Here is a 25,523-nt window from a genome sequence, read left to right on the forward strand (position 1 = left end):
CGAAGGAGCCATCGTGACCGAGACCACCGACCGGGTGCTCGCCCTCGACGCCGCCGCTGCGGAGGTGAACGCCCTGCGTGCACGGAACTGGCCGGCGCAGGTTCCGCGCACCGTCGAATACCCCGCGGGGACACCGACGATGACCGCGCACCTGCGGCACTGGGCGCGGCAGCGTCCGGAGCAGGTCGCGATCGCCTTCTACGGGCGGGACGTGAGCTACGCCGAATTCGACGAGCTGTCCGACCGGTTCGCCGGCCTGCTGGCCTCCCTCGGCGTCCGGGCCGGCGACGCGGTCGGGGTGTACCTGGGGAACTGCCCGCAGTTCTCCATCGCCATGCTGGGCATTCTCAAGCTCGGCGCGGTGCACGTCCCGGTCAACCCGTTGCTCAAGGGGCGCGAGCTGCAGCACGAGTTGCAGGACGCGGAGGTCGGCGTGCTGCTCGCGCAGACCGACCTGCTGGACCTCGTGGAGTCGGTGCGCGCGGAGACGGCCGTGCACACCGTGCTCGCCACCGCCCTCGGGGACCTCCTGGCGGACACGGCGATCCCGGCCGACGTCCCGGTGCCCTTCGACACCGCGCCCGACCCGCGCAGCGACTGGCATCGCGTGCTCGGGGCGGACCGTGCCCCCGACCGGGAGGCGGATCCCGACGCCCTCGCCGCGCTCAACTACACCGGCGGTACCACCGGCCTGCCCAAGGGGTGCGAGCACACCCAGCGGCACATGGCCTACACGGCGGCGACCGCGACCCTGTCCGGTGGCGGACCGATCGGCGCCCCGGGGTCCGTCGGACTGAACTTCCTGCCCGTCTTCTGGATCGCCGGTGAGGATTTCGGCATCCTCAAGCCCCTGCTCAACGGCCAGACCGTCGTCCTCATGACGCGGTGGGACCCGACGGCCGCCGCCGCGCTCATCGCCCGGCACGGCGTCACCGACACCGTGGCCACCGTCGACAACTACGTCGAGATGATGGACCTACCGGGGTTCGACGGTGCCGCCTTCCGCTCGCTGATCAATCCGCTCGCGGTGTCCTTCGTGCTCAAGCTGACCCCCGAGCTGCGCGCCCGGTGGCGCGAGCTCACCGGCGGCGTGCTCCGCGAGGCCTCGTACGGGATGACCGAGACGCACACCGCCGACACCTTCACCCTCGGCTTCCAGGAGGACGACCGCGACCTCACGTCGGACCCCGTCTTCTGCGGGCTCCCCGTGCCCGGCACGGACATCCTGATCGTCGGCCCCGACGGTGCGCCCGTCCCGCTCGGCGAGACCGGGGAGATCGTGGTCCGCAGCGAGTCGATCCTCACCGCCTACCACCGGCGGCCCGAGGCGACCGCCGAGGCCGTGCGCGACGGCTGGCTGCACACCGGCGATGTCGGCAGGATCGACGAGTGGGGCGCCCTGCACTACCTCGCGCGCACGAAGGAGATGATCAAGGTCAACGGCATGTCCGTGTTCCCGTCGGAGGTCGAGGCGCTGCTCAAGGCCCACCCGGCGATCGGCTCGGTGTCGGTGGTGCCGCGCCCGGATCCGCGGAAGGGGCAGGTCCCGCTCGCCTTCGTCGTCTCCGCGGGGCCGGTGGAGGTCGACGAGCTGACGGCGTGGGCGCGGGAGAACATGGCGGGCTACAAGGTGCCCGATTTCGTGATCGTCGACGCGTTGCCGATGACGGCCACGGGCAAGGTGCGCAAGGGGGACCTGTTCGAGCGGGCCGCCCGGATCGCCGACGCGGCTCCGGGCGGGAACGCCGACGGGGCCGCGAACGACACAGCAGCTCGGATCACGGGCGAAGGGAACGACAAGTGAAGCTGCTCATCGCCAATCGCGGCGAGATCGCGCTCCGGATCATCCGCACCGCGCGGGAACTCGGAGTGCCGACGGTCGCGGTCTACGCCGCGGACGACGCGGACACCCCGCACGTCGCCGCCGCCGACGACGCGGTCGCGCTCGCGGGGTCCGGCCCTGCCGCGTACCTCGACCAGGACGCCGTGCTGGCGGCCGCCGCGAGCACCGGCGCGGACGCGGTGCACCCCGGCTACGGCTTCCTCGCGGAGAACGCCGATTTCGCCTCGGCCTGCGCGGCCGCCGGCCTCACCTTCGTGGGCCCGGACCCCGGCGTGCTGCGCACCTTCGGCGACAAGGCGGCCGCGCGGGCCGCGGCCGTCGCCGCGGGCGTGCCGGTACCGGCGGCCACGGACGGCGGGGTGGATCTGGCGACGGTGCGCGCCTTCGCCGCCGGCCGCCCGGCCGGAGTGATGATCAAGGCGGTCGCCGGCGGCGGCGGGCGCGGCATGCGCGCCGTGCTGCCCGGCCCCCGGTTCGACGAGGAACTCGAGTCCGCCTACCGTGCCTGCGTCTCCGAGGCGGAGCTGGGCTTCGGCGACGGCCGCGTCTTCGCGGAGGAGTTGCAGACCGGCGCCCGGCACATCGAGGTCCAGGTGATCGGCGACGGCGCCGCGGCGGTCGCCCTCGGCGACCGGGACTGCAGCGTGCAGCGCCGCAACCAGAAGCTCATCGAGGTGGCGCCCGCGCCGGCGCTCGACGACGGGCTGCGCGCGGAACTGCACGGTCACGCCGCGCGGCTGTGCGCCGCGGCCGGCTACCGGGGGCTCGCGACGGTCGAGTTCCTCGTGCGAGACGGTGCCGCTGTGTTCCTGGAGGTCAACCCCCGGATCCAGGTGGAGCACACCGTGACCGAGGAGGTCACCGGCGTCGACCTGGTCGCCGCGCAGCTCGCCCTCGCGGAGGGCGCGCCGCTGGGCGAACTCGGCCTGCCGCCCGCGATCGGCTGCCGCGACGGCGTCGTCGACGGTGCGCCCGCCGCGGCCCACGGGACCGCCGTGCAGGCGCGCGTCAACCTGGAGCAGCCCCAGCGCGACGGCACCGTCCTGCCCTCCGCCGGCACCCTCGCCGGCTACACCCCGCCGACCGGCCCCGGGGTCCGCGTGGACGATTACGGCCGGCCCGGCCTGACCACCTCCGCCCGCTACGACTCGCTGCTCGCCAAGGTGATAGTGCGGGCCGCCACCCCGGCTCGCGCCTTCGCGAAGGCCGATGCGGCGCTCGCGGAGTTCATGATCGAGGGGCCCGGGACCAACCTCGGGCTGCTGCGCGCCGTCCTCGCCGACCCCGAGTTCCGCTCGGGCCCCGTCGACACCGGATACCTCGCGCGCCGGATCGGCGACCTCCTCCCCGAGGCGGACGCGGCCGACGCGGCCGCCCCGCCCGTCGTGGACCTCGACGGGGACGTGCTCACCGCGACCTTGACCGGCACCGTCGTCGCCGTGGCGGAGGCGGGTGCCGCGGCCGAACCGGGCACCGCCCTGGTGGTGCTCGAGGCGATGAAGATGGAGCACGAGCAGGTCCTGGCGGTGCCCGTCACCGTCGGCGAGGTGCTGGTGCGGCCGGGGCAGACCGTGACCGCCGGGACCCCGCTGCTCACCTATCTCCCCGCCGGCGGCTCCGTGGCGGACGACGCCGGTTCGGACGCACTGGATCTCGACCGGTCCCGCGCGGACCTCGACGAGGTGCGCGAGCGGCACCGCGTGACCCTCGACGAGGGCCGGCCCGAGGCCGTCGCCAAGCGGCGGCGGATCGGCCGGCGCACGGCGCGGGAGAACATCGCCGACCTCGTGGACGAGGGCAGCTTCGCCGAGTACGGAGCGCTCCTCCTGCCGGCGCAGCGCGCCCGCCGGTCGGAGGAGGACCTGATCGCGACGGGCGCCGCGGACGGGCTGATCGGCGGCCTCGCGACCATCGGCGGCGCCGAGGCGATGGTGATCTCCTACGACTACACGGTCCTCGCCGGCACGCAGGGGTGGCGCAACCACGCCAAGACCGACCGGCTCATCGACGTGGCCGAGCGGCGCGGCGTGCCGATCGTGCTCTTCGCGGAGGGCGGCGGCGGCCGCCCCGGCGATACGGATCTGGACATCGTCGCGGGCCTGGATGTTCCGACCTTCCGGTCGCTCGGCGCGCTCCGCGGCCGCGTCCCGCTGATCGCCGTAGTCTCGGGCCGGTGCTTCGCCGGGAACGCCGCGCTCGCCGGCATCTGCGACGTGATCATCGCGACCCCCGACGCGAACATCGGCATGGGCGGTCCCGCGATGATCTCCGGCGGCGGGCTCGGTGAGTTCCGGCCCGAGGCGATCGGTCCGATCGACGTGCAGCGGCGCAACGGCGTCGTGCACGTCGTCGCCGACGACGAGGCCGACGCGGTGGACCGCGCCCGGCGGTACCTCGGCTACTTCACCGGCCCCGTCGAGACCTGGACCGCGCCCGACCCCCGGATCGCCCGCCACGTGGTCCCGGAGAACCGGTTGCGTGCGTACGACGTCCGGTCCGCGATCGCCGCGATCGTCGACGAGGATTCGACCCTGGAGCTGCGCCGCGACTACGGCGTGGGCGTGATCACCGCGCTGGTCCGGGTCGAGGGGAAGCCCTACGCGCTCATCGCGAACAGCACCCGGCACCTCGGCGGCGCGATCGACGCGGAGGGGGCCGACAAGCTCGCCGACTTCCTGGAACTCGCCCAGGCGCACGGTCTCCCGGTGATCTCGCTGTGCGACACACCGGGGTTCATGGTCGGACCGGAGGCGGAGGAGCAGGCGACCGTCCGGCGGTTCTCCCGGCTCTTCGTGCTCGGCGCGCGGCTCACGGTGCCCGTGGGAGTCTTCGTGCTGCGCAAGGGGTACGGACTCGGGGCGATGGCGATGACCGGGGGCAGCTTCCACGCCCCGCAGTTCACCGTCGCCTGGCCGACGGGCGAGATCGGCGGCATGGGCCTGGAGGGCGCCGTGCGGCTGGGCTTCAGCAAGGAGCTCGCCGCCGCGCCCGACGAGGCCGCCCGCGCGGAGCTGTTCGACCAGCTGCTCGCGCTGGCGTACCAGCGCGGCCGGGCCCTGCACGCCGCCACCACGTTCGAACTCGACGACGTGATCGACCCCGCCACCACCCGGAACTGGATCCGTACCCTCGCCCGGTGAGGGGACGAGGGTACGGATCCGCTGCGGGCCGTCCCATCGGGTGATGGTGGGACGGCCCGCGGTCAGCGCACCCGCCGGTAGAGGGCCTCGAGGGCGGTCACCAGCACGGCGGCGATCACCACGTGCATGAGCGAGAGCGTCGTCGTGGAGGCACCGTCGAAGTCCGCGGCGAGTGTTCCCGCGATGGTGCCCAACGACGCCGCCGCGCCGACGACGGCCGCGACGCGCAGGATCGGCGCCCACAGCTTCGAGAGCAGCACCGCGGCGGTCATGCCGACGGCGAGCGGCGCTACCGTCATCAGCACGACGCCGCCCGGCGCCACCGAGGCGCGGGCGCCGTCGGGATCGGTCATGGTGAAGTCGCCGCCGGCGGCGAGGCCGGCGAGCCACAGGACGAGGTTGGCGAGCAGCGCGAGGACGACGGTGCCGAGGACGGCGGTCGTGCGGTTGAGGCGGAAGGTCGACGGTGCGGGACTGTCGATGGCGGTCATGGTGTCTCCTGGAGTCGTTTTTCTGGAACGACTCCATCAGACAACCTGAAGTATTCTTGAGGTCAAGCCCGCAGGATGCTTCGGCGCGCGGAGCGGCGACGCAACCTCGGATCTACTCGGCCGCGCTGGGCCCGACCGGAACCGTCGTCAGCACCGATTCCAGCCCGGCGAAGTCGCTCGCGTTGCTCGTGAACAGGGGGAGCCCGTGGACGGACGCGATCGCTGCGATCATCAGATCGACCTTGCGCGGCTTCGGGCTGCGACCGGCGGCGGTGATCAAGGAGGCCATTGTTGTGAACCTTCGCGCTGCCGCGGAGTCGAACGGCAGGGCGTCGAACGTGTGCTCGACCTCCAGTTGCCGTTCGGTGCGCAGAGCGCGGGTCGGCGCGTCGGACGCCATGGCGACACCGAGTCCTAGTTCTGCGAGTGTGACGGTGCTGATCTTGACGATCACGGGTAGCTCGGACTCGTCGATGCGCTCGATGTCGATGAGGACGCAGGTGTCGAGCAGGCCGACGGCGTGCCGTGCGGTCGCGGCGCCGTCAGTCATCGAGGCGTTCCGCTCCGAACCCGGCATCGATCTCCGCTCGTTCCTCGGCCCCGGTCGCGGCGACCGCGAACCTGGCGAAACGGCGCTTCAGTTCTGTCGTGGTGACCTCGCGCGTTGCGCGGATCGGACGCAGCTCCCCGACCGGCCGCCCGTTGCGCGTGATGATGAAGGCATCACCCGCTTCGAGTGCATCCATCACGCCCGCGCTGCCGTTGCGCAGTTCCGCCTGGCTGATCGTCCTGGCCATGAGATCAGGATAGCGGGTGATGCTATAGGAGGCTATGCGCCGGAACCGGTCTGCGCGGCGATCACGGCGGCCTGGACGCGCGACTGGACGCCGAGCTTCATCAGCACGCGGGAGACGTGCGTCTTGACGGTCGCCTCGCCGATGTCGAGGCGTCGCGCGATCTGCTGGTTAGACAGGCCCTCGCCGAGGCCCGCGAGCACGTCGCGCTCGCGGTCGGTGAGCGCGCCGAGGTCGACGGGCGCGGGAGCGGCGCCGGGCCGGGGGAGCGCCGCGATCACCGCGCGGGTCACCTTCGGATCCAGCACGGCGTCGCCGGCGGCGACCGCGAGGACGGCGCGGATCAGCTCGTCGCCGCCGGCCGACTTGAGCAGGAAGCCGCTGGCGCCGGCGTTCAGCGCGCCGAGAACGTAGTCGTCCAGGTCGAAGGTGGTCAGCACGAGCACCGCGCAGTCGGTCTCGGCCACCACGGACGCCGTGGCAGCCAGCCCGTCCACCCGCGGCATGCGCACGTCCATCAGCACCACGTCCGGGCGCAGGGCGCGGGCCTGGCGCAGGGCGGCGGCACCGTCGGCGGCCTCGCCGACCACCCGGACCTCCCCGGTGGACTCCAGGAGCAGGCGCAGGCCGGCCCGGATCGCGGCGTGGTCGTCCGCCAGGACGACGGTGACGGTCACCGCGCCACCGCCACGGGGATCGTCGCGCGGACCTGCCAGAGGCCGCCGCACGGTCCCGCTGTCGCGGAGCCGCCGATGGACTCGGCGCGGAAGGCGATGTTGCGCAGCCCGTTGCCGGACCCCTCCGACCACCCCGCGCCGGGCAGGGGATTGGTGGCGATCATGGTCATCTCCTCCCGGTCCGACTCGACGACGACGTCCAGCGCGGCACCGGGGGCGTGTTTGGTGGCGTTCGTGATCACCTCACCGAGGATCCGCGTGAGCGCGGCCTCGACGGCGGTCGGCAGGGCACCGTCGGGCAGGCTGAGCCGGACGGAGACGCCGGCCGCCCCCGCGGTCTCGATGAGCGGCTCCAGGGAGGCGAGGGTCGTGCGCACCGCGGCGTCGTCGGGTGAGGTGAGCAGGTTGATCGTGGCCCGCATCTCCTCGAGCGCGGCCAGGCTGCCGGACCGGATCGACTGCAGGACCGCGGGATCGCGCGGCGTGCGCTGCGCCGCGTCGGCGAGGATGGCGACCGCCGAGAGGTGCCCGGCGACGGTGTCGTGCAGCTCCCGGGCCAGGCGCCGGCGCTCGTCCGCCAGCGCGGTGGCGCGCCGGGCCTCGCCCTCGTCCCGTTCCACCTCGGCGAGCCTGCGATAGGCCAGCACGGCCCGGCCGTAGCCGATCGGCGACCACGCGATCGCGGCCAGGACGAGCATCGCGTACATCCCGGCCTTCACCCCCGCGAGCGCGATCGCGCCGGCCACGAGCCCGACGGTCAGGACGAGCACGGTCCACGAGACCACGTCCCGCAGCCGGTCGGTCCCCGTCGCCACCGCGAGGTAGATCACGTCGGACAGGGCGATCCACAGCACCACCGACGGCCCGAACGGCAGATCCCAGGCGACCAGCGCCAGCATGAGCCCGAAGGCGACGGCCGGGCGGCGCCGCGCCAGCAACTGGATCGCGAGCGCGCCGCAGAGCAGCCCCGCCTTGACCTGCCAGGGGTAGAAGGCCTCCGTCTCGGTGCGGGCCGACCATCCGCCCGCCGCCCACAGCACCGCCCCCACCAGGCAGATCCCGACGGCCGGCACGGCGGCGTACTCCGACGACCACCTGCCCCGCACCGGTTTCATTCGCCCATTGCAGCACATCGGGGGCGCCGACGGGTCCCCCGAACGGGGGAGGGGCGGGCGCCGGCGGGGGGACGACGACCGGGCGCGTGCCCGGCACAGTGCAGGGCATGAGAGAGCTGAACAGTCCGGTGCTGTGGACCATCGCCGCCTGCGAGATCGGCTTCTGGGTGCTCGTCGTCGGCGGTCTCGCCCTGCGCTACGTCCTGCGGCTGCGTCGCGCCGCGACGGTGACGTTGGCACTCGTCCCGGTGCTGGACGTGGTCCTCATCGCCGCCGTCGCGGCCGACCTGTACCGGGGTGGCGAGGTCGGATTCGCCCACCGCCTCGCCGGGATCTACCTCGGGTGCACCGTCATGTTCGGGCACCGCATGATCGCCTGGGCGGACGAGCGCTTCGCGCACCGGTTCGCCGGCGGTCCCGCGCCGCGGACGGTGCCGAAGCTCGGTCCCGAGCGCACGCGCAAGGAGTGGGCCGACTTCTCCCGCTGGCTCGGCGCCGTCGCGATCGCGGGGGTCGTCACGCTGGGGCTGGGCTACACCGTGGCCGACGATGCGCAACGCGATGACCTGATGACCGGCTTCGGCACGCTCGGGGTGATCACCGTGATCTGGCTGGTCACCGGGCCGTTGTGGGTCGCGGGGCGAGGGGAGCGCGCGTCGGCCTGAGGCACTGTCGGTACCCCCCCCGGAACGAGACTGCTCCCCCGATCGCCGGGGCGATCGCGGGAGCAGCGGACGAAAAGCGGGACGCGCTCAGTCCAGGTAGTCGCGGAGGACCTGCGAGCGCGACGGGTGCCGCAGCTTGCTCATCGTCTTCGACTCGATCTGCCGGATGCGCTCGCGGGTGACGCCGTAGACCTGACCGATTTCGTCTAAAGTGCGCGGCTGGCCGTCGGTGAGGCCGAAGCGCAGGCGGACCACGCCGGCCTCGCGCTCGGAGAGGGTGTCGAGCACAGACTGGAGCTGGTCCTGCAGCAGGGTGAACGAGACCGCGTCCACCGCCACCACGGCCTCGGAGTCCTCGATGAAGTCGCCGAGCTGGCTGTCGCCCTCGTCGCCGATGGTCTGGTCCAGCGAGATGGGCTCACGCGCGTACTGCTGGATCTCCAGCACCTTCTCCGGCGTGATGTCCATCTCCTTGGCCAGCTCCTCCGGCGTGGGCTCGCGGCCCAGGTCCTGGAGCAGCTCGCGCTGGATGCGGCCGAGCTTGTTGATGACCTCGACCATGTGCACCGGGATGCGGATGGTGCGGGCCTGGTCGGCCATGGCGCGAGTGATCGCCTGGCGGATCCACCAGGTGGCGTACGTGGAGAACTTGTAGCCCTTGGTGTAGTCGAACTTCTCGACCGCGCGGATCAGGCCCAGGTTGCCCTCCTGGATCAGGTCCAGGAAGGCCATGCCGCGGCCGGTGTACCGCTTGGCCAGCGAGACCACGAGGCGCAGGTTGGCCTCGAGCAGGTGGTTCTTCGCCCGGTTGCCGTCGCGGGCGATCCAGTTCATGTCGCGCCGGATGCCGATCGCGGGCTTCTCGCCCCGCTCGAGCCAGCGGTTGATCTGCTGCTCGGCGAACAGGCCGGCCTCGATCCGCTTGGCGAGCTCGACCTCCTCCTCGGCGTTGAGCAGCGCGACCTTGCCGATCTGCTTGAGGTAGGCGCGCACCGAGTCGGCGGAGGCGGTGAGCTCGGCGTCCTTGCGGGCCTGCCGCAGCGCCTCGGACTCCTCCTCGTCCCAGACGAAGTCGCCGGACGCCTTGTCGGCCGCGGACGGCTCCTCGTCCTCCTCGTCCGCGGGCGCGGGCTTGGTGACGGCGCTCTTGGGCTGCGCGCCATCGGCCGCGTCGTCGGTGTCGTCCGCCTCGAGAGCGATGTCCTCGTCGGAGAGCTCGGTGGGATCGGGATCGCCGTCGAGGTCGGGATCGATCTCGTCCTCGGCGCCACCGTCGATGCCGGCCGCGGAGGCGTCCTTCTTGCCCGCGGCCTTCTTCGCGGTCCGCTTCGCCGGGCCGGCCGCCTTCTTGGCCGCCGCCTTCTTCGCGGGCGCCTTCTTGGCGGGTGCCTTCTTCGCCGCCGCCTTCTTGGCCGGGGCCTTCTTCGCGGGTGCCTTCTTGGCGGTGGTCTTCTTGGCGGGGGTCTCCGCCGAGGTGGCCGAACCGTCCACGCCGTCTGCCGACGGTGCGCTGGAGCTGGTCTGCGTCGCTGCCACTTACGCCCTTTCCTACTGTGCCTGCGTGCGTCGGAGGACTCCGCCACGGCGCGACAACAGCACCGTTCCCGCGCTGTACGGGGCGTCGGTGGTGGCTGCGGCGTCCGGGTGAGGAGGTCCGGCGTCTGGTCCGGCGTGTCGACGCCGGACCCCCATTGTAACGATTCGGCTGCTCCGCCCGCATTCACCTGCGGTCAAAGCGGGAGAACCGACCGGAATCAGTCGCGCCGCGAGGCCATCGCGGCGCCCACGATGCCCGCCGTGTTCAGCAGCTTCGCCGGGATGACGGGCGTCTTCACCTCCAGCAACGGCACCCACTTCTCCGACTTGCGGCTGATCCCGCCGCCGACGATGAACAGGTCCGGCCACAGCAGCTTCTCGTACTCGCGGAAGACGCGGCTGACCTGTCCCGCCCACTTCTCGTAGCTCCACTCGCGGCGTTCCTTCACCGAGCTCGCGGCGCGGTGCTCGGCCTCCTTGCCGTCGACTTCGAGATGACCGAACTCGGTGTTGGGCACGAGGGTTCCGCGGTGGATCAGGGCGGAGCCGATGCCGGTGCCCAGGGTCAGGAGCAGGATCACCCCGTCGAAGTCGCGTCCCGCGCCGTACCGGTCCTCCGCGAGCCCCGCCGCGTCGGCGTCGTTGAGCACCGTAACGGGCAGATCGAGAGTGGAGGTGAAGAGCTCGTTCGCGTCGGTGCCGATCCAGCCCGCGTCGATGTTCGCGGCGCTGCGCACCGTGCCGCTGGTCACCACCGCGGGCACCGTGATGCCGACGGGGCCCTCCCAGCCGAAGTGGCTGATCACCTCGCGGACGGCACCGGCGCACGCGCCCGGCGTGGACGGCTGGGGAGTGGGAACCTTGAAGCGCTCGCCGACCAGATCCCCGGTGTCCATGTCGACGACGCCGCCCTTGATCCCGCTGCCGCCGATATCGACGCCGAACCCCAGATTCTCCGCCATGTACTCGCTCCGCATCCCTCGAAGTGCCGGACGTCTCGTCCTGTTCCCGGGTGCCCCCGGCGCTGACAAACTACCGCGGATTGTGGTTCTGTGGAGGCCGTGCAACACAACCGGTGGGAGTTGTCCGAGATCGCCGTCGCCGTCGTCACGGAAGCCGCGCAGCGGGTGCTGGCCCGCCGGGCGGAGGTATTCGGAGCCAACGCATTCGACGGTGACCGCGGGACGTCCCCGGACGGGGTGAGCACGAAGTCGACGCCGACCGATCCCGTCACCGTCGTGGACACCGAGACCGAGCGTTTCGTGCGCGAGCGGCTCGCCGAACTCCGGCCGCAGGACACCGTGCTCGGTGAGGAGTTCGGCGGGGACCCGGGGGAGCCCGGCGCCGTCCGCTGGGTCGTCGATCCCATCGACGGCACCGTCAACTTCCTCTACGGCGTCCCGGCCTACGCAGTCTCCCTCGGCGCCCAGGTCGACGGCGTCTCCGTGGCGGGCGCCGTCGCGGACGTGGTGCAGGGGACGGTCTACGCCGCCGTGCGGGGCGGTGGGGCCCGCGAGATCTCCGCGGACGGCGCCGTCCGCGAGTTGCGCGCCAACCCGATCACGGATCCCGGTCTGGCGCTCGTGGCCACCGGATTCGGCTACGCGCGGGAGCGGCGGGAGAAACAGGGGCGGGTGCTCGCGCAGCTCCTGCCGGAGGTGCGCGATGTGCGGCGGATCGGCTCGGCCGCGCTCGACCTGTGCATGGTGGCCGCCGGACGCGCCGACGCCCACTACGAGCACGGGCTGAACGTGTGGGACTGGGCGGCGGGCGCGCTGATCGCGCAGGAGGCGGGCGCCGTGGTCATGGTGCCCGACATCGGCTCCACCGGCGCGGACGGCGCCCTGACGCTGGCGGTCGCGCCGGGTATCGCCGACCGGATGATCGCGCTGCTGCGCAGCGCCGGGGGCCTCGAGGCGCTCTAGATCCAGGTCACCGGTTGCAGGGTTGGCTGTGCACCGCGGCGACCAGCGCGGGGTTGGCCCCGCCGTCCGCGGCCCCCGCCGGGGCGGCGCGCAGGATGCGCAGGATCTCCTGCGCATCGGTGCCGGGCTCGAGGTCCGTGAAGAACGTCCCGAGGACCAGGTCGACGGAGTTGTCCCGCCGGCCGTCGTTGATGAGCTCCGCGCAGGGCGCGATCACCCACGCGGCCGCCGCCGCGGCCCGGCCCGAGTCGCCGAACCGCAGCTGCGCCTGGCACGCCATCTCCGGATACACCGTGTCGTTGCCGTAGGCGCCGGTCGGCGGAGTCGCGAAGCCGTAGTCGGTCAGCTTGTTCGACGTGGTCTCCGCGCGGCCCGCCTGACCTGAGGCGTTGAGCACGCGCACGGTCGACGCGGCCAGGGGCGCGGGCCGGACCGAGACGAGGTCGTCGGGGGAGACGATGTCGAACCGGCTCGGTGCCGGTGCGGGCGTGGTCGCACCGGCGCGCGCCGCAGCGCCGGCCGATGCGGGCGCCGCGGACGTCGCCGGGCCCGGGGGCGGGCAGGAGACGGGGGCCGCGGTCTCCTCCTGCGAGGACATCGCGCGGGCCCACGTCGCGACCGCGATCACGGCGAGGACGGCGATGACGATGAGGATCGGCAACGTGCTGCGTCGCCGGAAGGGTTCGCCGTTCCGGTCGAATCGCCGGCCGGCGCCGGTGAGCTGGGAGACCACGGCCCCGACTGTACGGGAGCGGGGCACGCGCAACGGGGAGGCGGCGCGGAGTCGCCGGGGAATCATCGGGGCATGCGGTGCGTTGGACGGGCAGCGAGTGGTGGAATCGGCAGCCGTCACGGAAAGACCGTGACATCGTCCTCCGAGTGAGTTACACTCTGGGCCGCTCGCGCGGGACTAACGCGCCCGGCGGTCTCGGAAACCCCGAGACCGGGGGCACGAGCAAGGATGGGGATGACACGGTATGGCAACTGATTACGACGCTCCACGGCGATCCGAGGCGGATGAGATCTCGGAGGATTCGCTCGAGGAGCTCAAGGCCCGTCGCAACGAGGGGCAGTCCGGCACGGTGGACGTGGACGAGGGCGAGACCGCCGAGTCCTTCGAACTCCCCGGTGCGGACCTCTCGGGCGAGGAGCTGAGCGTCCGTGTGGTGCCCAAGCAGGCTGACGAGTTCACTTGTACCAGCTGCTTCCTGGTGTACCACCGCAGCCGGCTCGCCGATCCCGACGGCAGCGAGCTGATCTGCATCGATTGCGCCTGACGGCGCCCCTCGTGCTCCGCGGCGACCCGCTCGGCTAACCGAGCGTGGTCGCGGCGGGGATGGACGCGAGCATCTTCTCCGGATGCCGCGTCGAGACCATCCAGTACGGGGTCGGATCCTCGGGATCGTCGAGGACCACGACGATCATCGTCTTGATCCAGCCCTTGTGGTAGAGGAATGCGGCGGGATCGAGCTGGCGACCCAGCGCGGCACTCTTCGCCTCGGCCGGAACGGCGGCCGCGCGCGAGACCAGGTCCAGTGGGAGGTGGGCGTTGCCCGCCCACAGCTCGCCGTCGCGCACCGCGACGCTGCCGCGGCCCATCGACCAGAGCAGGACCGCGATCACCGCGACGATCAGGACGAACGCGCCGATCATCCAGTTCCCCCAGCGCGTCGCCAGCGTGATCTCGTAGCAGAGCAGGCCCGCCACGATCGCGCCTGCGAGCCACCAGTACCACGGCACCGAGAGCCGCTCGAAGTATCTGCCCTCCGGCTTCGAGGTCTTCACCGTTCGATCGTCCGACACGCCTCTAAGCGTAGTCTGCATGCCATGGTGAGCCAGATACCCCTACTGCGGCTCGACGAGGGCCTCCCACTCCCCAAGCGCGCACACCCCGGCGACGCGGGCGTGGATCTCTACTCCACCGTCGACGTCAGGATCGAGCCCGGTGCGCGCACGCTCGTCGCCACCGGCGTCGCGCTGGCGCTGCCGCACGGCACCGTCGGCCTGATCCACCCGCGCTCCGGCCTCGCCGCCAAACACGGTCTGACCGTGGTCAACACGCCGGGCACCATCGATGCCGGGTACCGCGGCGAGATCAAGGTCTGCCTGCTCAATACCGACCGGGAGAACGCCGTCGAGATCAAGCGCGGCGACCGGATCGCGCAGCTGCTCGTCCAGCGCGTGGAACTGCCCGAGTTCAAGGAGGTCTCGTTCCTCGACGAGACCGTCCGCGGCACCGGCGGGTACGGCTCGTCGGGCGGGCACGCCAGCCTCGAATCCTCGTACTGACCCCTTATTCGAAGAGTCACCCAGCATCTAGGAGCACAGCCCCATGGCCCTCGGCCGCCGCAAGTCCAAGCACCGCAGCACCTCGAGCGTCGACCCCTACGCCACGATCGGCCAGCCCGAGCACCACACGGTGCCCGCGCCCGCGGACGAGGAGGAGCTCCAGGAGCTCGGCACGGGCGCCGGCCCGTACGACCTGAACGCACTGGAGAGCGCCGAGGGGCTCGACGACGGCCGTCTCGACCTGGGCTCGATCATCCTGGCCATGCCGCCGGAGGCCCAGCTGCAGGTGGAGATGAGCCCCGAGGGCGTGCCGGTGGGCGTGCACCTCGACACCCCGGTCGGCCGGATCACGCCCGGCGTCTTCGCCGCCCCCAAGTCGGGCGGGCAGTGGCGCGAGGTCGTCACCGAGCTGGCCGACTCGCTCCGCGAGAACGGGGCACAGGTCAGCATCGAGGACGGTCACTGGGGGCGCGAGGTCGTCGGAGTCCAGCCCGACGGGGTGCTGCGGTTCATCGGCGTCGACGGGCCGCGGTGGATGGTCCGGTTCGTCGTGGCCGCGCCGGCGGAGGCGGCGGAGCAGGCCGCGCAGCTGGCGCGGGCGATGCTCGCCGAGACCGTGATCCGGCGCGGCACCGATCCGCGGCCGGCGCGTGACCACCTCGAGATCGAGCTGCCCGCCGAGCTGGTGCAGCAGCTGCAGGAGGCGATGGCCGCTCAGCAGGCCCAGCAGGCGCAGGCCGCCGCGGCGATCGCCGCGCAGGTCGCGCAGCGCGCCGCCGCGAGCGGCCCCGCCGCCCTGCGGCAGAGCAACCAGGACCGGCTGACCCAGGGCTCCGCCCTGACCCGGCTCAACAACCAGCAGTAAACCCGTCCAGCCCGGCCCGGCCCAGCACGGCCGGGTCGGGCCCCAGGTCCGCCAGGTTCACGACGACCGTCGCGGCGCCGGGGATCGCGGCGCCCCACGCCCGGGCGGTCGCGACGGGGTGGATCAGGTCGCCCTCGGCGCCGACGACGACGGTGCGCGCGGAGAGCCCGCGCAGCACCTCCTCAGTCGGTGCCGCGTACCCCGCGGCCTCGCGCAGCGCGGCGGCCAGGAAGCCGCCGTGCGCCGCCCACGACCTGCTCAGTTCCCGTGCCAGCCACGGCGGGCTGCCGGCGCGCATCCGCGCGATCGCCTCGGTCGCGCCGACCTCGTCGACGGTGTCGGCCGTGAGCCGTGCCGACATCGCCGCGGGCACGTCCGGTCCGGCCGCGCCGCACCACGGCGGCAGGGCGAGCACCAGGACGGCGTCCGCCTCGGGGTGCTCCGCGGCCCAGTTCGCCGCCACGGCGGATCCCAGGGAGACGCCGCATACCAGCAGCGGACCGTCGGCGGCCGCGGCGTCGAGCGCCGTGCGGTACCCCGAGACCACGGACGGCGGCGCCGCGTCGACGGCGATCGTGCGCGCGCACAGCGCGGTGAGCGGCGCGAACGCGCGCACGACGAAGTCGGCGTCCGAACCCGAGCCCGGCAGTAGGACGGCGGTGGTGTGCGCGGGGAACTGCATGGCCCGAGCATGCCAGGGCGTCGACCCGGCGCCTCCGCGGCACCGGCGCCGGGCGGGACCCGCGCCGCGGGCCAGTAGGGTGACCGTGTGACGGACGGTGCTGAGCAGGAGCCGGAGACGGCGGCGCACGACGCCCCCGAGCCCTCGATCAAGGATCAGGTGCTCGAGCAGATGGGCGGCTGGCAGGGCATGGTGTACTCGGCGCTTCCGGTCGTGGCCTTCGTGCCCGCCAACGCCGCGTGGGGGCTCACCGGCGGCGCGATCGCCGCACTGGCGGTGGCGGCGCTCGTGGCCGTGATCCGGCTCGCCACGCGCAGCTCGATCCAGCCCGCGATCTCCGGCTTCTTCGGTGTGGCGATCTGCGTGGTGATCGCGATCGTCGTCGGGGGCAACGGCAAGGGCTACTTCCTCTACGGCATCGTCATGCAGGCGGTGTTCGCCGTCGCCTTCGCCGTGTCGATCCTGATCGGCCGGCCGCTCGTCGGTGTGCTGTGGCACTTCTTCAACGAGCGCGAACGCCCCGCGGACACGGACCCGACGGCAGGGGACTGGCGGGCCGATCGTCGCCAGTTCCGCGCCTTCACCTGGTTAACCGCGCTGTGGACGGCGATGTTCGCCGTGCGGTTCGGAGTCCAGTTCTCCCTCTACGCCACGGACAACGTGGGCGGGCTCGGCCTCGCCCGCATCCTCATGGGGTGGCCGATGTTCGCGGTGGGGCTGCTGGTGACCTTCCTCGTCGCGCGGAGGCTCACGCATGCTCGCGGTTGACGACGTCCTGGAACTGACCTGCGGCGCACCGGGTCACGGCGGCTTCGTCATCGCCCGGCACGAGGGCCGGGCGGTCTTCGTACGCGGCGCCCTGCCGGACGAGCGGGTGCGTGCCCGGATTACCGAGGTGAAGAAGTCCTACGCCCGCGCGAGCACCGTCGAGGTGCTGGACGCCTCGCCGCACCGCGTGCCCGAGGCGTGCGCCGCCGCGGCGGCCGGCGCGGGCTGCTGCGACCTGACCTTCGCCGCGCCCGCCTACCAGCGCGAGCTCAAGGCCTCGGTGCTGCGCGATCAGCTGCAGCGCGTGGGCGGCTTCGCCCCCGACCTCCTCGGGCCCGGCTGGGCGACGAGCGTGCGACCGCTCTCGGACGGCCCCGTCACCGGGTGGCGGCACCGCGCGCGCCTCGTCGCCGACGGTGCCGGCCGGCTGGGCCAGCACGCGCACCGCAGCGACGCCGTGGTCGTGGCGCCCTGCGCGCAACTGCCCGACACCCTCACGGAGCTCGGCGCCGGACTGCGCGCCGAGGCCGGCACCGAGGTCGCGCTGGTCCTCGACGACACGGGCGCCGCCCACGCGGCCGTCCCGGCGCGACGCGGCCGCCCCGCGCAGGTCCTCGCCGGCGACGCGCTCGCCGAGTACCGGGTGGGCGCGCGGTCCTGGCGGATTCCCGTCGGGGGCTTCTGGCAGGCCCACCGCGACGCGGCGGCGCGCTACGCCGAACGGGTCGGTGCGTACGCCGGCCGGTACGGCGGTGACCCGGGGCGTGCCTGGGACCTGTACGGCGGCGCGGGCGTCCTCGCCGGTGCGCTGGTCGACCAGGGCTTCGCGGTCGACGTGGTCGAGACCTCCGGCGGCGCGATCGCGGCGGGGAAGCAGACCTTCGCGGACGGGCCCGTCTCCTTCCACCGCGGCGACGTCGCCGGCCGGCTGAAGGGCCTGCCCGCGCCGGCCGTCGCGGTACTCGACCCGCCCCGCACCGGTGCCGGGGCGGCGGTCATGGCCGCGATCACGGCGGCCCGGCCCCGGGCGATCGTGCACGTGGGCTGCGACCCCGCGGCCTTCGCCCGCGACCTGGGCGCGGCCTGCGACAACGGCTACCGGGTCGCGGACCTGGGCGCCTACGACGCCTTTCCCGGCACGCACCACCTGGAGGCCCTGGCCGTGCTGGTGCCCGGGCGCGAGGAACGGCGCGGCCGGTAAGGTGGCCAGAGCACCTCTCACGGAGTAGACACGAGGGATATGAACCTGCTGCGCACCATCGAATCCCCGCGCGACCTGCGTCGGCTGGGTCAAGACCAGCTGACGGAGCTGGCGGGGGAGATCCGCGACTTCCTGGTGGAGAAGGTCTCGGCGACCGGTGGGCATCTCGGCCCGAACCTGGGCGTCGTCGAACTGACGATGGCGATCCACCGCGTCTTCGACTCGCCGACCGATCCGGTGCTCTTCGACACGGGCCACCAGGCGTACGTGCACAAGATCCTCACGGGCCGTCGCGACGGCTTCGATACCCTGCGCCAGGCCGGTGGCCTGTCCGGATACCCCTGCCGCGCCGAGTCCGAGCACGACTGGGTGGAGTCCTCGCACGCCTCGGCCGCGCTGAGCTACGCCGACGGCCTGGCGAAGGCCTTCGCCCTCAAGGGCCAGCGGCGCACCGTCGTCGCCGTGGTCGGTGACGGTGCGCTCACCGGCGGCATGTGCTGGGAGGCGCTCAACAACATCGCGGCGTCGGACCGGCCCGTCGTCATCGTCGTCAACGACAACGGTCGCTCCTACGCGCCGACGATCGGCGGCCTCGCGACCCATCTGTCGGGGCTGCGCACGCAGCCGGAGTACGAGCGGCTCCTCGGCGAGGCGCGCCGCAGGCTGCGCAGCGTCCCGGTCGTGGGGGAGCCCGCCTACTCCGTGCTGCACGGCATGAAGACCGGCCTCAAGGACATGGTCAGCCCGCAGGCCCTGTTCGCGGACCTCGGCCTCAAGTACGTCGGCCCCATCGACGGGCACGACGAGGCGGCCCTCGAGGCCGCGCTCCGCCGCGCGAAGGACTTCGGCGGGCCGGTCGTCGTGCACGCGCTCACCCGCAAGGGCAACGGCTACGAGCACGCCGAGAACCACGAGGCCGACCAGATGCACGGGATCGGCGTGATCGACCCGGCGACCGGCCTGCCGGTCGGCGGTGCCGGCGGCACCCGCGACTGGACCTCCGTCTTCGCGGAGGAGCTTCTCGCGCACGGCGAGCGGCGCGACGACGTGGTGGCCATCACCGGCGCGATGGCCGAGCCGACGGGCGTCGCCGACTTCGGCCGCAAGTTCCCCGACCGCATGTACGACGTGGGGATCGCCGAACAGCACGCCCTGACCTCCGCGGCCGGCCTCGCCCTGGGCGGCATGCACCCCGTGGTCGCGCTGTACGCCACGTTCCTCAACCGCGCCTTCGACCAACTGCTCATGGACGTCGCGCTGCTGAAGCAGGGCGTCACCGTCGTGCTGGACCGCTCCGGCGTGACCGGCCCCGACGGTGCCAGCCATCACGGCATGTGGGATCTCTCGCTCGCCGCGATCGTCCCCGGCCTGCGCGTCGCGGTGCCGCGGGACGCCGCCCGGCTGCGCGAGGAGTTCGCCGAGGCGCTCGACGTGGCCGACGCGCCCACGCTCGTCCGCTACCCCAAGGGCGCGGTGCCCGCCGATCTCGAGGCCGTGCGCCGCCTGCCCGACGGTGCCGACGTCCTCGCCGAGACCGGCGCCGCGGGCGGCCCGGCCGGGTCCGACGTGCTGATCGTCGGCGTCGGGCCCTTCGCCCACATCGCCGTCGACGTGGCTGCGCGCCTGCGCGATCAGGGGATCTCCGCGACCGTGGTCGATCCGCGCTGGGTGCTGCCGGTGCCGCAGTCGATCGTCGATCTCGCCCGCGCGCACCACCTGGTGGTCACCCTGGAGGACAACGGCGTCGTCGGCGGCGTCGGAGCGGCGGTCACGGCCGCGTTGCAGCGCGCCGAGGTCGACGTGCCCGCGCGCGTCCTCGGCATCGAGCAGGCCTTCCTCGACCACGCCTCCCGCGGGCAGATCCTCACCGATCTCGGCCTCACCCCGTCGGAGATCGCCTTCCGGATCACCGGCTGGGTCACGGCGTGCGCCCCCGCCGCGGTCGCCCAGGAGCCGGTGTCCGGGCGGAACGCGGCGGGGTTGTAGCCGCTACTTCACCTGCTGGAGAACGCCTTCGAGCTTGCCCTTGTCCTTCGGGGTGGTGGCGGTCCAGTCGCCGTCGAGTGCGACCACCGAGATGTGCTTGTCGGCGAGGGCCACCGCGTCGGCGTTCTTGGTGGTGTTCGTGCACGGCGGGAGCACGGTCAGCTTGTAGGTGCCGCCGTCGCGCCCGACGGTGCCCGTCGGCCCGAAGTTGAGCCCGGAGCATTCGCCGAGGACGCCGAGCGTCGGCGCCTTCGGCTGCTCGCCCGGCGCCAGGTGGGGGTAGTTCACGTTGAGGAACAGCTCCGGCGTGAGCATCGTCTTCGCAGCGAGCCCGTTGATCAGCTGCACCGTGAAGTCGGCGGCGCGCGTGTACTCCGGGCAGTCCGTGCCCGCGGTCAGGCAGCCGGTCGTGAGCTCCTCGCTGACCGCGATGGCCGGCTTGCCGTTCCGGTGCGCGGTCAGGGCGGCGTTCAGGGTGCCCGAGCTCACCGCCGTGGCGGCGTCGTTCTGGCCGTAGTTGATGCCCGAGACCACCAGGTCCGGGCCGTCCTTCCAGAAGTTGTCCGGGATGAACTTGGTCAGCGCGATGGTCGCGGCGTCCGTGGGGGACGCACTCGGCGAGCCCGGAGTGGTCCCCTCGGGAGCCACGCACGGGGCCGCTGCGGTGCACACGCCGAAGACCTTGCCCGCCGCGGGGGCGCTGCCGCAGTCCGCCTCGAAACCGGGCGGCGGAGTGACGGCCTGGACCGTGGCCTCGCCGGTCAGCGTGATCCGGCTGCCCTGCCCGCTCTGCACGGTCCAGGGACCCACCACCACGACGTCCGCGCCGGCTTTGCACAGCGCCTGCCGCATGCGGTACATACCGAGCCCGTCGCTGCCGTTCGGCTTCACCGCCTGCACCGAGTCGTCGTTGAACATCAGGACCTTCATCCCGGAGACGGACGTGGGCGTCGCCGCCGCGCCGGAGCTCGGGGTGGCGGAGCCGGCGGACGGCGAGTCCGAGGCCGAACCGCATCCGGCGGCGGCGAGGGCGACGGCGCACATCGCAACCGCGACACGCAATGACTTCGTGAGCATGGGGATCCTCTCTGGTGGGCGCCGGACAGCGCGCGACAGCACTCCAGAGACACGGGAGTGACTATGCGCTTGCTTAGTGGCGTCTCTGGACCGTAGCCCGGCAAATCGCCGACCGTGGGCGGAACCGATCGGTAACTTCTGGGCGCCGGGAGGAGGTCAGGTCAGTGCCGCGGCGACGGCGGCCACCGTCAGGCGACGCTGCCACTCCCGGGCGCCCGACGCGGCCAGGGCATCGTCGACCGCGACGACCCCGGTGGCCGTGCCCTCCCAGCACAGCTGCCGGACGGCGTCCGTGGGCAGCAGGTTCTCGACCGGGACGGCCACCTCGTCGGAGATCTCCGCCAGTGCGGCGCGAACCTTCGCGAGGCGCTCCGCCGCTTCAGGATTCGACTTGGCCCAGCGGTTGTTCGCGGGCACGCCGCCGCGCGGCCCGTGCAGCGGGGGCAACTGGCCGTCGGGCAGCGCGTTGGCCCGCTTGATCGCGCCGAGCCACCGCTTCGCCGACCGGCGCATCCGCGGGCCGCCGAAGACGGGCAACGCCGTGAGTTCCGCCTCGGTCGTGGGGTTGTGCGCCGCGGCGTTGACGATCGCGGCGTCCGGAAGCGTGCGGCCGGGGGCCACGTTGCGCTGCTCGGCCATCTCGTCGCGGGCCAGCCACAGCTCCCGCGCGCGGGCGAGCTGCCGGCGGTTGCGCAGGGTGCTCAGTCCGGAGAGCCGGCGCCACGGATCCGGTTTGGGCGCGGGATCGGGCCGGGTCCGCTCGTACTCGAACTCCTCGAGCGCCCACTCGAGCTTGCCCGCGTCCTCCAGGCGCTCGTAGGCCTCGTCGCGCAGGTCCACCAGCACTTCCACGTCGAGGGCGGCGTAGTTGAGCCACTCGTGCGGCAGGGGACGGGTGCTCCAATCGGCCGCGCCGTGGCCCTTCGCGAGCGCGTACCCCGTGTACTCGGAGGTCATCGCCGCGAGGTTCACCCGCGGTGCCCCCAGCAGGCGGCCCGCCAGCTCGGTGTCGAAGAGCTCGTCGCACTCGAAGCCGTCGTCGCGCAGGCACGGCAGGTCCTGGTCCGCGGCGTGCAGCACCCACTCGACGCCGCGCATCGCGGCGATCACGGGCGCGAGGCCCTCCGGCTCGTGGATCGGGTCGAGCAGGAACAGTCCCGAGCCGGTGCGCTTGAGCTGGATCAGGTAGGCGCGCGAGGAATAGGTGAATCCCGATGCGCGCTCGGTGTCCACGGCGATCGGGCCGGATCCCCCGCGTAGCGCGGCGGCGCAGTCGGCGAACTCCCGGGCCGTGGTCAACGGTTCCGGGACGCCCGCGGAGGGTTCGGTGAGCGGGATCCCGGGAACCGGTTCCGAGGCGGCCTTGCCCACGGCGGCTCCTAGGCCGGGCCGAGCCGGGTGATCCCGGCCGGCGGAAGTCCGGCGGCGGTCTCCAGGACGGCGCAGAAGGCCTCGACGTGGCCTGAGAGGTCCGCGCCGAGGGGCGTCCACGAGGCGCGCAGCTCCAGCTGGTGCGCGCGTGGGGGACCGGCGATGTCGCCGTAGCGGACCGACGAGGTCGCGGTGACGGTGCCGCCGAGCGCCGTCACCTCCTGGCCGCGGTCGGCGAGCGCATCGGTCAGCCAGCTCCACGCGACCTCGGGCAGCAGGGGATCGGACGCCAGTGATTCGTCGACCTCGGACTGCACGTAGGCGACGAGTCGCATGAGCCCGTTCCACGCCTCGTGGCCGTGCGGATCGTGGAGCAGGATCAGGCGGCCGAAGGTCTCCCCGTCGGAATGCTCGGGCACCACGTCGGTCTCGGGAGCCCGGACCTCGGCGCCGAGGGCGTAGCTGTAGGGCGCGAGACGCTGCGGCGGGCGGATGCTGCCGATCTCGATCTCGGGGCGGACCGTCGCCGCGTGCAGGGACTCGACGGCGACACGGAAGGACTCCGGCTCGGCGCCGCGCGCTCCGGCACCGCCCACCGTCTCGTCACCCGTTCCTGGTTGGCTCACAAACCGTGACCGTAGCCCCTGTGGTCGCCGTCCCGGCGGAGGCGCGCCGCAGGTCCCGGTCCGCCGACCCGGCGGCCATGACATGATCGTTGACGATGAGTAACGAGGATCGATCGACGACGGCCGGCACGACGGCGTATCCGCTTCTCGATGCGGCCGCGGGGCGCACGCCCTCCCACCGCCCGGTGTGGTTCATGCGGCAGGCGGGACGGTCCCTCCCCGAGTACCGCAAGGTGCGCGAGGGCGTGGGCATGCTGCAGTCGTGTTTCCGGCCCGATCTGGTCTGCGAGATCACCCTGCAGCCGGTGCGCCGGCACCGGACCGACGCCGCGATCCTGTTCTCCGACATCGTCGTTCCGCTCAAGGCGGCGGGGATCGACCTCGACATCGTCAGCGGCGTCGGGCCCGTGATCGAGCGGCCGATCCGGGACGCCGCCGCGGTCGCGGCGATGCCGCAGCTGGACGCGGCCCAGGTCGCGCCGATCGCGGAGGCGGTCCGGATGCTGCGCGGCGAACTGCCCTCCGGCGTCGCGCTGATCGGCTTCTCCGGTGCCCCGTTCACGCTCGCCTCGTACCTCGTGGAGGGCGGGCCGAGCCGCAACCATGAGCGCACCAAGGCGCTGATGTACTCCGAGACCGACACCTGGCACGCCCTTCTCGACGCGCTCGCCGACATCGCCATCACCTTCCTGCGCGTACAGGCCGACGCGGGGGCGCAGGCCTTCCAGCTCTTCGACTCCTGGGCGGGGGCGCTCTCCCTCGCCGACTACCGCGAGTACGTCCAGCCCCATTCGGCGCGGGTCTTCGCCGCGCTGCGCGAGAGCGCGCCGGACCTGCCCGCCTTCCACTTCGGCGTCGGCACCGGCGAACTGCTCGGGGCCATGGGTGAGGCGGGTGCCGACGTCGTCGGGGTCGACTGGCGGGTCCCGCTCGATGTCGCAGCCGGCCGGGTCGGCCCTGGGAAGGCGTTGCAGGGCAACCTGGATCCGGCCGCGCTGATGGCCGACGCGGGCACCGTCGACGAGCAGGTCCGGCGCGTCGTCTCCGATGCCGATCGGGCGCTGGCCGCGGGAGCGACTGGCCACGTCTTCAACCTCGGCCACGGCGTGCTCCCGTCCACCGACCCCGACGTGCTCACCCGTGTCGTCGACCTGGTGCACGCACTGTGAGCAACGTCGCCGTCGTCGGGGCGGGCATCTCGGGTCTGGTTGCGGCGCTGCGCCTGCAGCAGGCCGGCGTACGGGTGACGGTCTTCGAATCGGGCAACCGCGTGGGTGGCAAGCTGCGCTCGGAGACGATCGGCGGGGACCGCCTCGACGTGGGCGCGGAGGCCTTCGTCCGGCGTCGTCCCGAGGTGCTCGACCTCGCGGCTGAGCTGGGTCTCGCCGACCAGCTGGTCGAGCCCGCGGGGCGGCGCCCGGCACTGTTCGCCGACGGTGCCCTCCGCGGCGGTTTCGGCCGCACGCTGATGGGCGTCCCCGGTGACGCGGACGAGGTCCGGATCCCGCTGCGCTGGCCCCCGGGAGGGGACACGTCGATCGGCGCGCTGGTCCGCTCGCGGCTCGGTGACGAGGTGGTCGAGCGGAGCGTGGACCCGATGGTGGCCGGTGTCTTCGCCGCCCACGCCGACGATGTCTCCGTCCGTGCGGCCCTGCCCGCGCTGGCGGCCCGGCTGGACGAGGGCGCGCCGTCGCTCGGCGAGGCCGTGCGCGATGCCCTGGGCGAGCCGGTCGAGACGCCGGTCTTCGGGGCCTTCCGCGGCGGTTACCAGCAGTTGCTCGACGCCCTGATGGAGCGTCTCGGCGACCGCGTCGTGCTCGGCGCCCCGGTGCCCGAGGTACGCGAGGGCCGGCCCGGCTGGAGCCTGCGCGGTTCGACCTTCGACGCGGTCGTGCTGGCGGTCCCGGCGCCGCAGGTGGGGCGGATCGTCGGGCTCAGCCTGCCCGAGCTCGGCGACGCCGTGGGCGCGATCCCGGCGGCCAGTTCGGCATTGGTGACACTGCGGCTGCCGGAGGACGTCGAACTGCCCGCGCTCTCGGGTGTTCTGATGGCGAGCCGCGAGCAGGTCTGCGCGAAGGCGCTCACCCTCTCCGGCCGCAAGTGGAACCATCTGCCGGACGGAACCGTACGGCTGTCCTTCGGCCGGCTCGGGGTGAGCAGGATCGTCGACGACGTGGACTCGGGCCTCATCGCGGCGGCCCGGGAGGACCTCGCCAGCGTGCTCGGGATCACCGTCGCGCCGATCGCCACGCACGTGCAGCGCTGGTACGAGGGCATTCCCGTGTACCTGCCGGGGCATCGGACGAGGCTCGAGGCGATCGAGGCGGCCACCCCGAAGGGGTTGGCCCTGGCGGGCGCCTATTTCGACGGTGTCGGCGTCCCGGCGTGCATCGCCCGCGCGGAGGCCGCGACGCGGCAGGTGCTGGCGGACCTGTCCTGAGCCGGGCCCGCGCGCGGGACTACGATCGACGA

The 25,523-nt window shown here is 73.0% G+C and carries 25 protein-coding genes; 12 read left to right on the forward strand and 13 right to left on the reverse strand.

What is annotated here, in order from left to right:
- The first annotated feature begins 13 nt into the window (after nucleotides 1-13).
- Together AC21LY_RS18310 and AC21LY_RS18315 are read left to right on the forward strand one after the other, a co-directional pair.
- Nucleotides 14-1,804, forward strand: coding sequence for an AMP-binding protein (locus tag AC21LY_RS18310; protein WP_489047990.1), 1,791 nt, complete (start codon nucleotides 14-16; stop codon nucleotides 1,802-1,804).
- Complete coding sequence (locus AC21LY_RS18315) at nucleotides 1,801-4,983, forward strand: acetyl-CoA carboxylase family protein (RefSeq protein ID WP_489047991.1); 3,183 nt, start codon at nucleotides 1,801-1,803, stop codon at nucleotides 4,981-4,983. The genes AC21LY_RS18310 and AC21LY_RS18315 overlap by 4 nt, the downstream gene beginning before the upstream one ends.
- A gap of 62 nt (nucleotides 4,984-5,045) precedes the next feature.
- On the opposite strand, the gene AC21LY_RS18320 is transcribed toward AC21LY_RS18315, so the two are convergent.
- The 5 genes from AC21LY_RS18320 to AC21LY_RS18340 form a co-directional block, all read right to left on the reverse strand.
- Nucleotides 5,046-5,474: a DUF6069 family protein gene (locus AC21LY_RS18320; RefSeq protein ID WP_489047992.1), complete on the reverse strand. Its 429-nt coding sequence runs from the start codon at nucleotides 5,472-5,474 to the stop codon at nucleotides 5,046-5,048.
- A 112-nt stretch (nucleotides 5,475-5,586) separates the two neighbouring features.
- Nucleotides 5,587-6,024 (reverse strand): type II toxin-antitoxin system VapC family toxin, encoded by a 438-nt coding sequence (locus AC21LY_RS18325; RefSeq protein ID WP_489047993.1) that lies wholly within the window; start codon nucleotides 6,022-6,024, stop codon nucleotides 5,587-5,589.
- Nucleotides 6,017-6,271 carry a type II toxin-antitoxin system Phd/YefM family antitoxin gene (locus AC21LY_RS18330; protein ID WP_489047994.1) on the reverse strand — a complete coding sequence of 85 codons (255 nt, stop codon included), beginning with the start codon at nucleotides 6,269-6,271 and terminating at the stop codon, nucleotides 6,017-6,019. The genes AC21LY_RS18325 and AC21LY_RS18330 overlap by 8 nt, the downstream gene beginning before the upstream one ends.
- Nucleotides 6,272-6,303: 32 nt before the next feature.
- Nucleotides 6,304-6,945 (reverse strand): response regulator, encoded by a 642-nt coding sequence (locus AC21LY_RS18335; RefSeq protein WP_489047995.1) that lies wholly within the window; start codon nucleotides 6,943-6,945, stop codon nucleotides 6,304-6,306.
- Nucleotides 6,942-8,060, reverse strand: coding sequence for a sensor histidine kinase (locus AC21LY_RS18340; protein WP_489047996.1), 1,119 nt, complete (start codon nucleotides 8,058-8,060; stop codon nucleotides 6,942-6,944). Before AC21LY_RS18340 ends, AC21LY_RS18335 begins: the two co-directional genes overlap by 4 nt.
- A gap of 107 nt (nucleotides 8,061-8,167) precedes the next feature.
- Here AC21LY_RS18340 and AC21LY_RS18345 point away from each other — a divergent pair, with 107 nt between their 5' ends.
- The gene (locus tag AC21LY_RS18345; RefSeq protein ID WP_489047997.1) at nucleotides 8,168-8,725 is read left to right on the forward strand and encodes a hypothetical protein; all 558 of its coding nucleotides are present in this window, start codon (nucleotides 8,168-8,170) and stop codon (nucleotides 8,723-8,725) included.
- 87 nt (nucleotides 8,726-8,812) lie between these two features.
- Here AC21LY_RS18345 and AC21LY_RS18350 read toward each other — a convergent pair whose 3' ends face one another.
- Both AC21LY_RS18350 and ppgK read right to left on the reverse strand, forming a co-directional pair.
- Nucleotides 8,813-10,261 (reverse strand): RNA polymerase sigma factor, encoded by a 1,449-nt coding sequence (locus AC21LY_RS18350; protein ID WP_489047998.1) that lies wholly within the window; start codon nucleotides 10,259-10,261, stop codon nucleotides 8,813-8,815.
- Between the two features lie 218 nt (nucleotides 10,262-10,479).
- Nucleotides 10,480-11,223, reverse strand: a complete 744-nt coding sequence (gene ppgK, locus AC21LY_RS18355; RefSeq protein WP_489047999.1) for a polyphosphate--glucose phosphotransferase — start codon at nucleotides 11,221-11,223, stop codon at nucleotides 10,480-10,482.
- Between the two features lie 90 nt (nucleotides 11,224-11,313).
- Between ppgK and AC21LY_RS18360 the strand changes: the two genes are divergently transcribed.
- Nucleotides 11,314-12,186, forward strand: a complete 873-nt coding sequence (locus tag AC21LY_RS18360; protein ID WP_489048000.1) for an inositol monophosphatase family protein — start codon at nucleotides 11,314-11,316, stop codon at nucleotides 12,184-12,186.
- A 7-nt stretch (nucleotides 12,187-12,193) separates the two neighbouring features.
- Here AC21LY_RS18360 and cei read toward each other — a convergent pair whose 3' ends face one another.
- Nucleotides 12,194-12,919 (reverse strand): envelope integrity protein Cei, encoded by a 726-nt coding sequence (gene cei, locus AC21LY_RS18365; RefSeq protein WP_489048001.1) that lies wholly within the window; start codon nucleotides 12,917-12,919, stop codon nucleotides 12,194-12,196.
- Between the two features lie 244 nt (nucleotides 12,920-13,163).
- Here cei and AC21LY_RS18370 point away from each other — a divergent pair, with 244 nt between their 5' ends.
- Nucleotides 13,164-13,463 (forward strand): DUF4193 domain-containing protein, encoded by a 300-nt coding sequence (locus tag AC21LY_RS18370; RefSeq protein WP_146432631.1) that lies wholly within the window; start codon nucleotides 13,164-13,166, stop codon nucleotides 13,461-13,463.
- A gap of 34 nt (nucleotides 13,464-13,497) precedes the next feature.
- Here AC21LY_RS18370 and AC21LY_RS18375 read toward each other — a convergent pair whose 3' ends face one another.
- Nucleotides 13,498-13,989 (reverse strand): DUF3093 domain-containing protein, encoded by a 492-nt coding sequence (locus AC21LY_RS18375; protein WP_489048002.1) that lies wholly within the window; start codon nucleotides 13,987-13,989, stop codon nucleotides 13,498-13,500.
- A 24-nt stretch (nucleotides 13,990-14,013) separates the two neighbouring features.
- Here AC21LY_RS18375 and dut point away from each other — a divergent pair, with 24 nt between their 5' ends.
- Nucleotides 14,014-14,475, forward strand: a complete 462-nt coding sequence (gene dut, locus AC21LY_RS18380) for a dUTP diphosphatase (RefSeq protein ID WP_489048003.1) — start codon at nucleotides 14,014-14,016, stop codon at nucleotides 14,473-14,475.
- Nucleotides 14,476-14,518: 43 nt separating this feature from the next.
- The gene (locus tag AC21LY_RS18385) at nucleotides 14,519-15,340 is read left to right on the forward strand and encodes a DUF3710 domain-containing protein (RefSeq protein ID WP_489048004.1); all 822 of its coding nucleotides are present in this window, start codon (nucleotides 14,519-14,521) and stop codon (nucleotides 15,338-15,340) included.
- On the opposite strand, the gene AC21LY_RS18390 is transcribed toward AC21LY_RS18385, so the two are convergent.
- Nucleotides 15,324-16,022, reverse strand: a complete 699-nt coding sequence (locus tag AC21LY_RS18390) for an alpha/beta fold hydrolase (RefSeq protein ID WP_489048005.1) — start codon at nucleotides 16,020-16,022, stop codon at nucleotides 15,324-15,326. The genes AC21LY_RS18385 and AC21LY_RS18390 overlap by 17 nt on opposite strands.
- 87 nt (nucleotides 16,023-16,109) lie before the next feature.
- Here AC21LY_RS18390 and AC21LY_RS18395 point away from each other — a divergent pair, with 87 nt between their 5' ends.
- The 3 genes from AC21LY_RS18395 to dxs are packed head-to-tail and all read left to right on the forward strand — an operon-like array spanning nucleotide 16,110 to nucleotide 19,977.
- A complete protein-coding gene (locus tag AC21LY_RS18395) occupies nucleotides 16,110-16,790 on the forward strand; it encodes a DUF3159 domain-containing protein (RefSeq protein WP_489048006.1) in 681 nt (226 codons plus the stop codon).
- Nucleotides 16,777-17,991 carry a class I SAM-dependent RNA methyltransferase gene (locus tag AC21LY_RS18400; protein WP_489048007.1) on the forward strand — a complete coding sequence of 405 codons (1,215 nt, stop codon included), beginning with the start codon at nucleotides 16,777-16,779 and terminating at the stop codon, nucleotides 17,989-17,991. Before AC21LY_RS18395 ends, AC21LY_RS18400 begins: the two co-directional genes overlap by 14 nt.
- A 39-nt stretch (nucleotides 17,992-18,030) precedes the next feature.
- Nucleotides 18,031-19,977 (forward strand): 1-deoxy-D-xylulose-5-phosphate synthase, encoded by a 1,947-nt coding sequence (gene dxs / locus AC21LY_RS18405; protein ID WP_489048008.1) that lies wholly within the window; start codon nucleotides 18,031-18,033, stop codon nucleotides 19,975-19,977.
- A 3-nt stretch (nucleotides 19,978-19,980) separates the two neighbouring features.
- On the opposite strand, the gene surE is transcribed toward dxs, so the two are convergent.
- The 3 genes from surE to AC21LY_RS18420 form a co-directional block, all read right to left on the reverse strand.
- The gene (surE, locus tag AC21LY_RS18410; RefSeq protein WP_489048009.1) at nucleotides 19,981-21,054 is read right to left on the reverse strand and encodes a 5'/3'-nucleotidase SurE; all 1,074 of its coding nucleotides are present in this window, start codon (nucleotides 21,052-21,054) and stop codon (nucleotides 19,981-19,983) included.
- Nucleotides 21,055-21,210: 156 nt separating this feature from the next.
- Entirely contained in the window at nucleotides 21,211-22,425 is a 1,215-nt protein-coding gene (locus tag AC21LY_RS18415; protein ID WP_489048010.1) for an HRDC domain-containing protein, read from the reverse strand.
- An 8-nt stretch (nucleotides 22,426-22,433) separates the two neighbouring features.
- On the reverse strand, nucleotides 22,434-23,051 hold the full coding sequence (locus tag AC21LY_RS18420; protein ID WP_489048011.1) for a DUF3000 domain-containing protein: 618 nt from the start codon (nucleotides 23,049-23,051) through the stop codon (nucleotides 22,434-22,436).
- 95 nt (nucleotides 23,052-23,146) lie between these two features.
- Between AC21LY_RS18420 and hemE the strand changes: the two genes are divergently transcribed.
- Both hemE and hemG read left to right on the forward strand, forming a co-directional pair.
- Nucleotides 23,147-24,220 (forward strand): uroporphyrinogen decarboxylase, encoded by a 1,074-nt coding sequence (gene hemE, locus AC21LY_RS18425; protein WP_489048012.1) that lies wholly within the window; start codon nucleotides 23,147-23,149, stop codon nucleotides 24,218-24,220.
- Nucleotides 24,217-25,491 (forward strand): protoporphyrinogen oxidase, encoded by a 1,275-nt coding sequence (hemG, locus tag AC21LY_RS18430; RefSeq protein WP_489048013.1) that lies wholly within the window; start codon nucleotides 24,217-24,219, stop codon nucleotides 25,489-25,491. Before hemE ends, hemG begins: the two co-directional genes overlap by 4 nt.
- Nucleotides 25,492-25,523: the final 32 nt, after the last annotated feature.

The sequence above is a fragment of the Tsukamurella sp. II2bb genome (assembly GCF_057815145.1).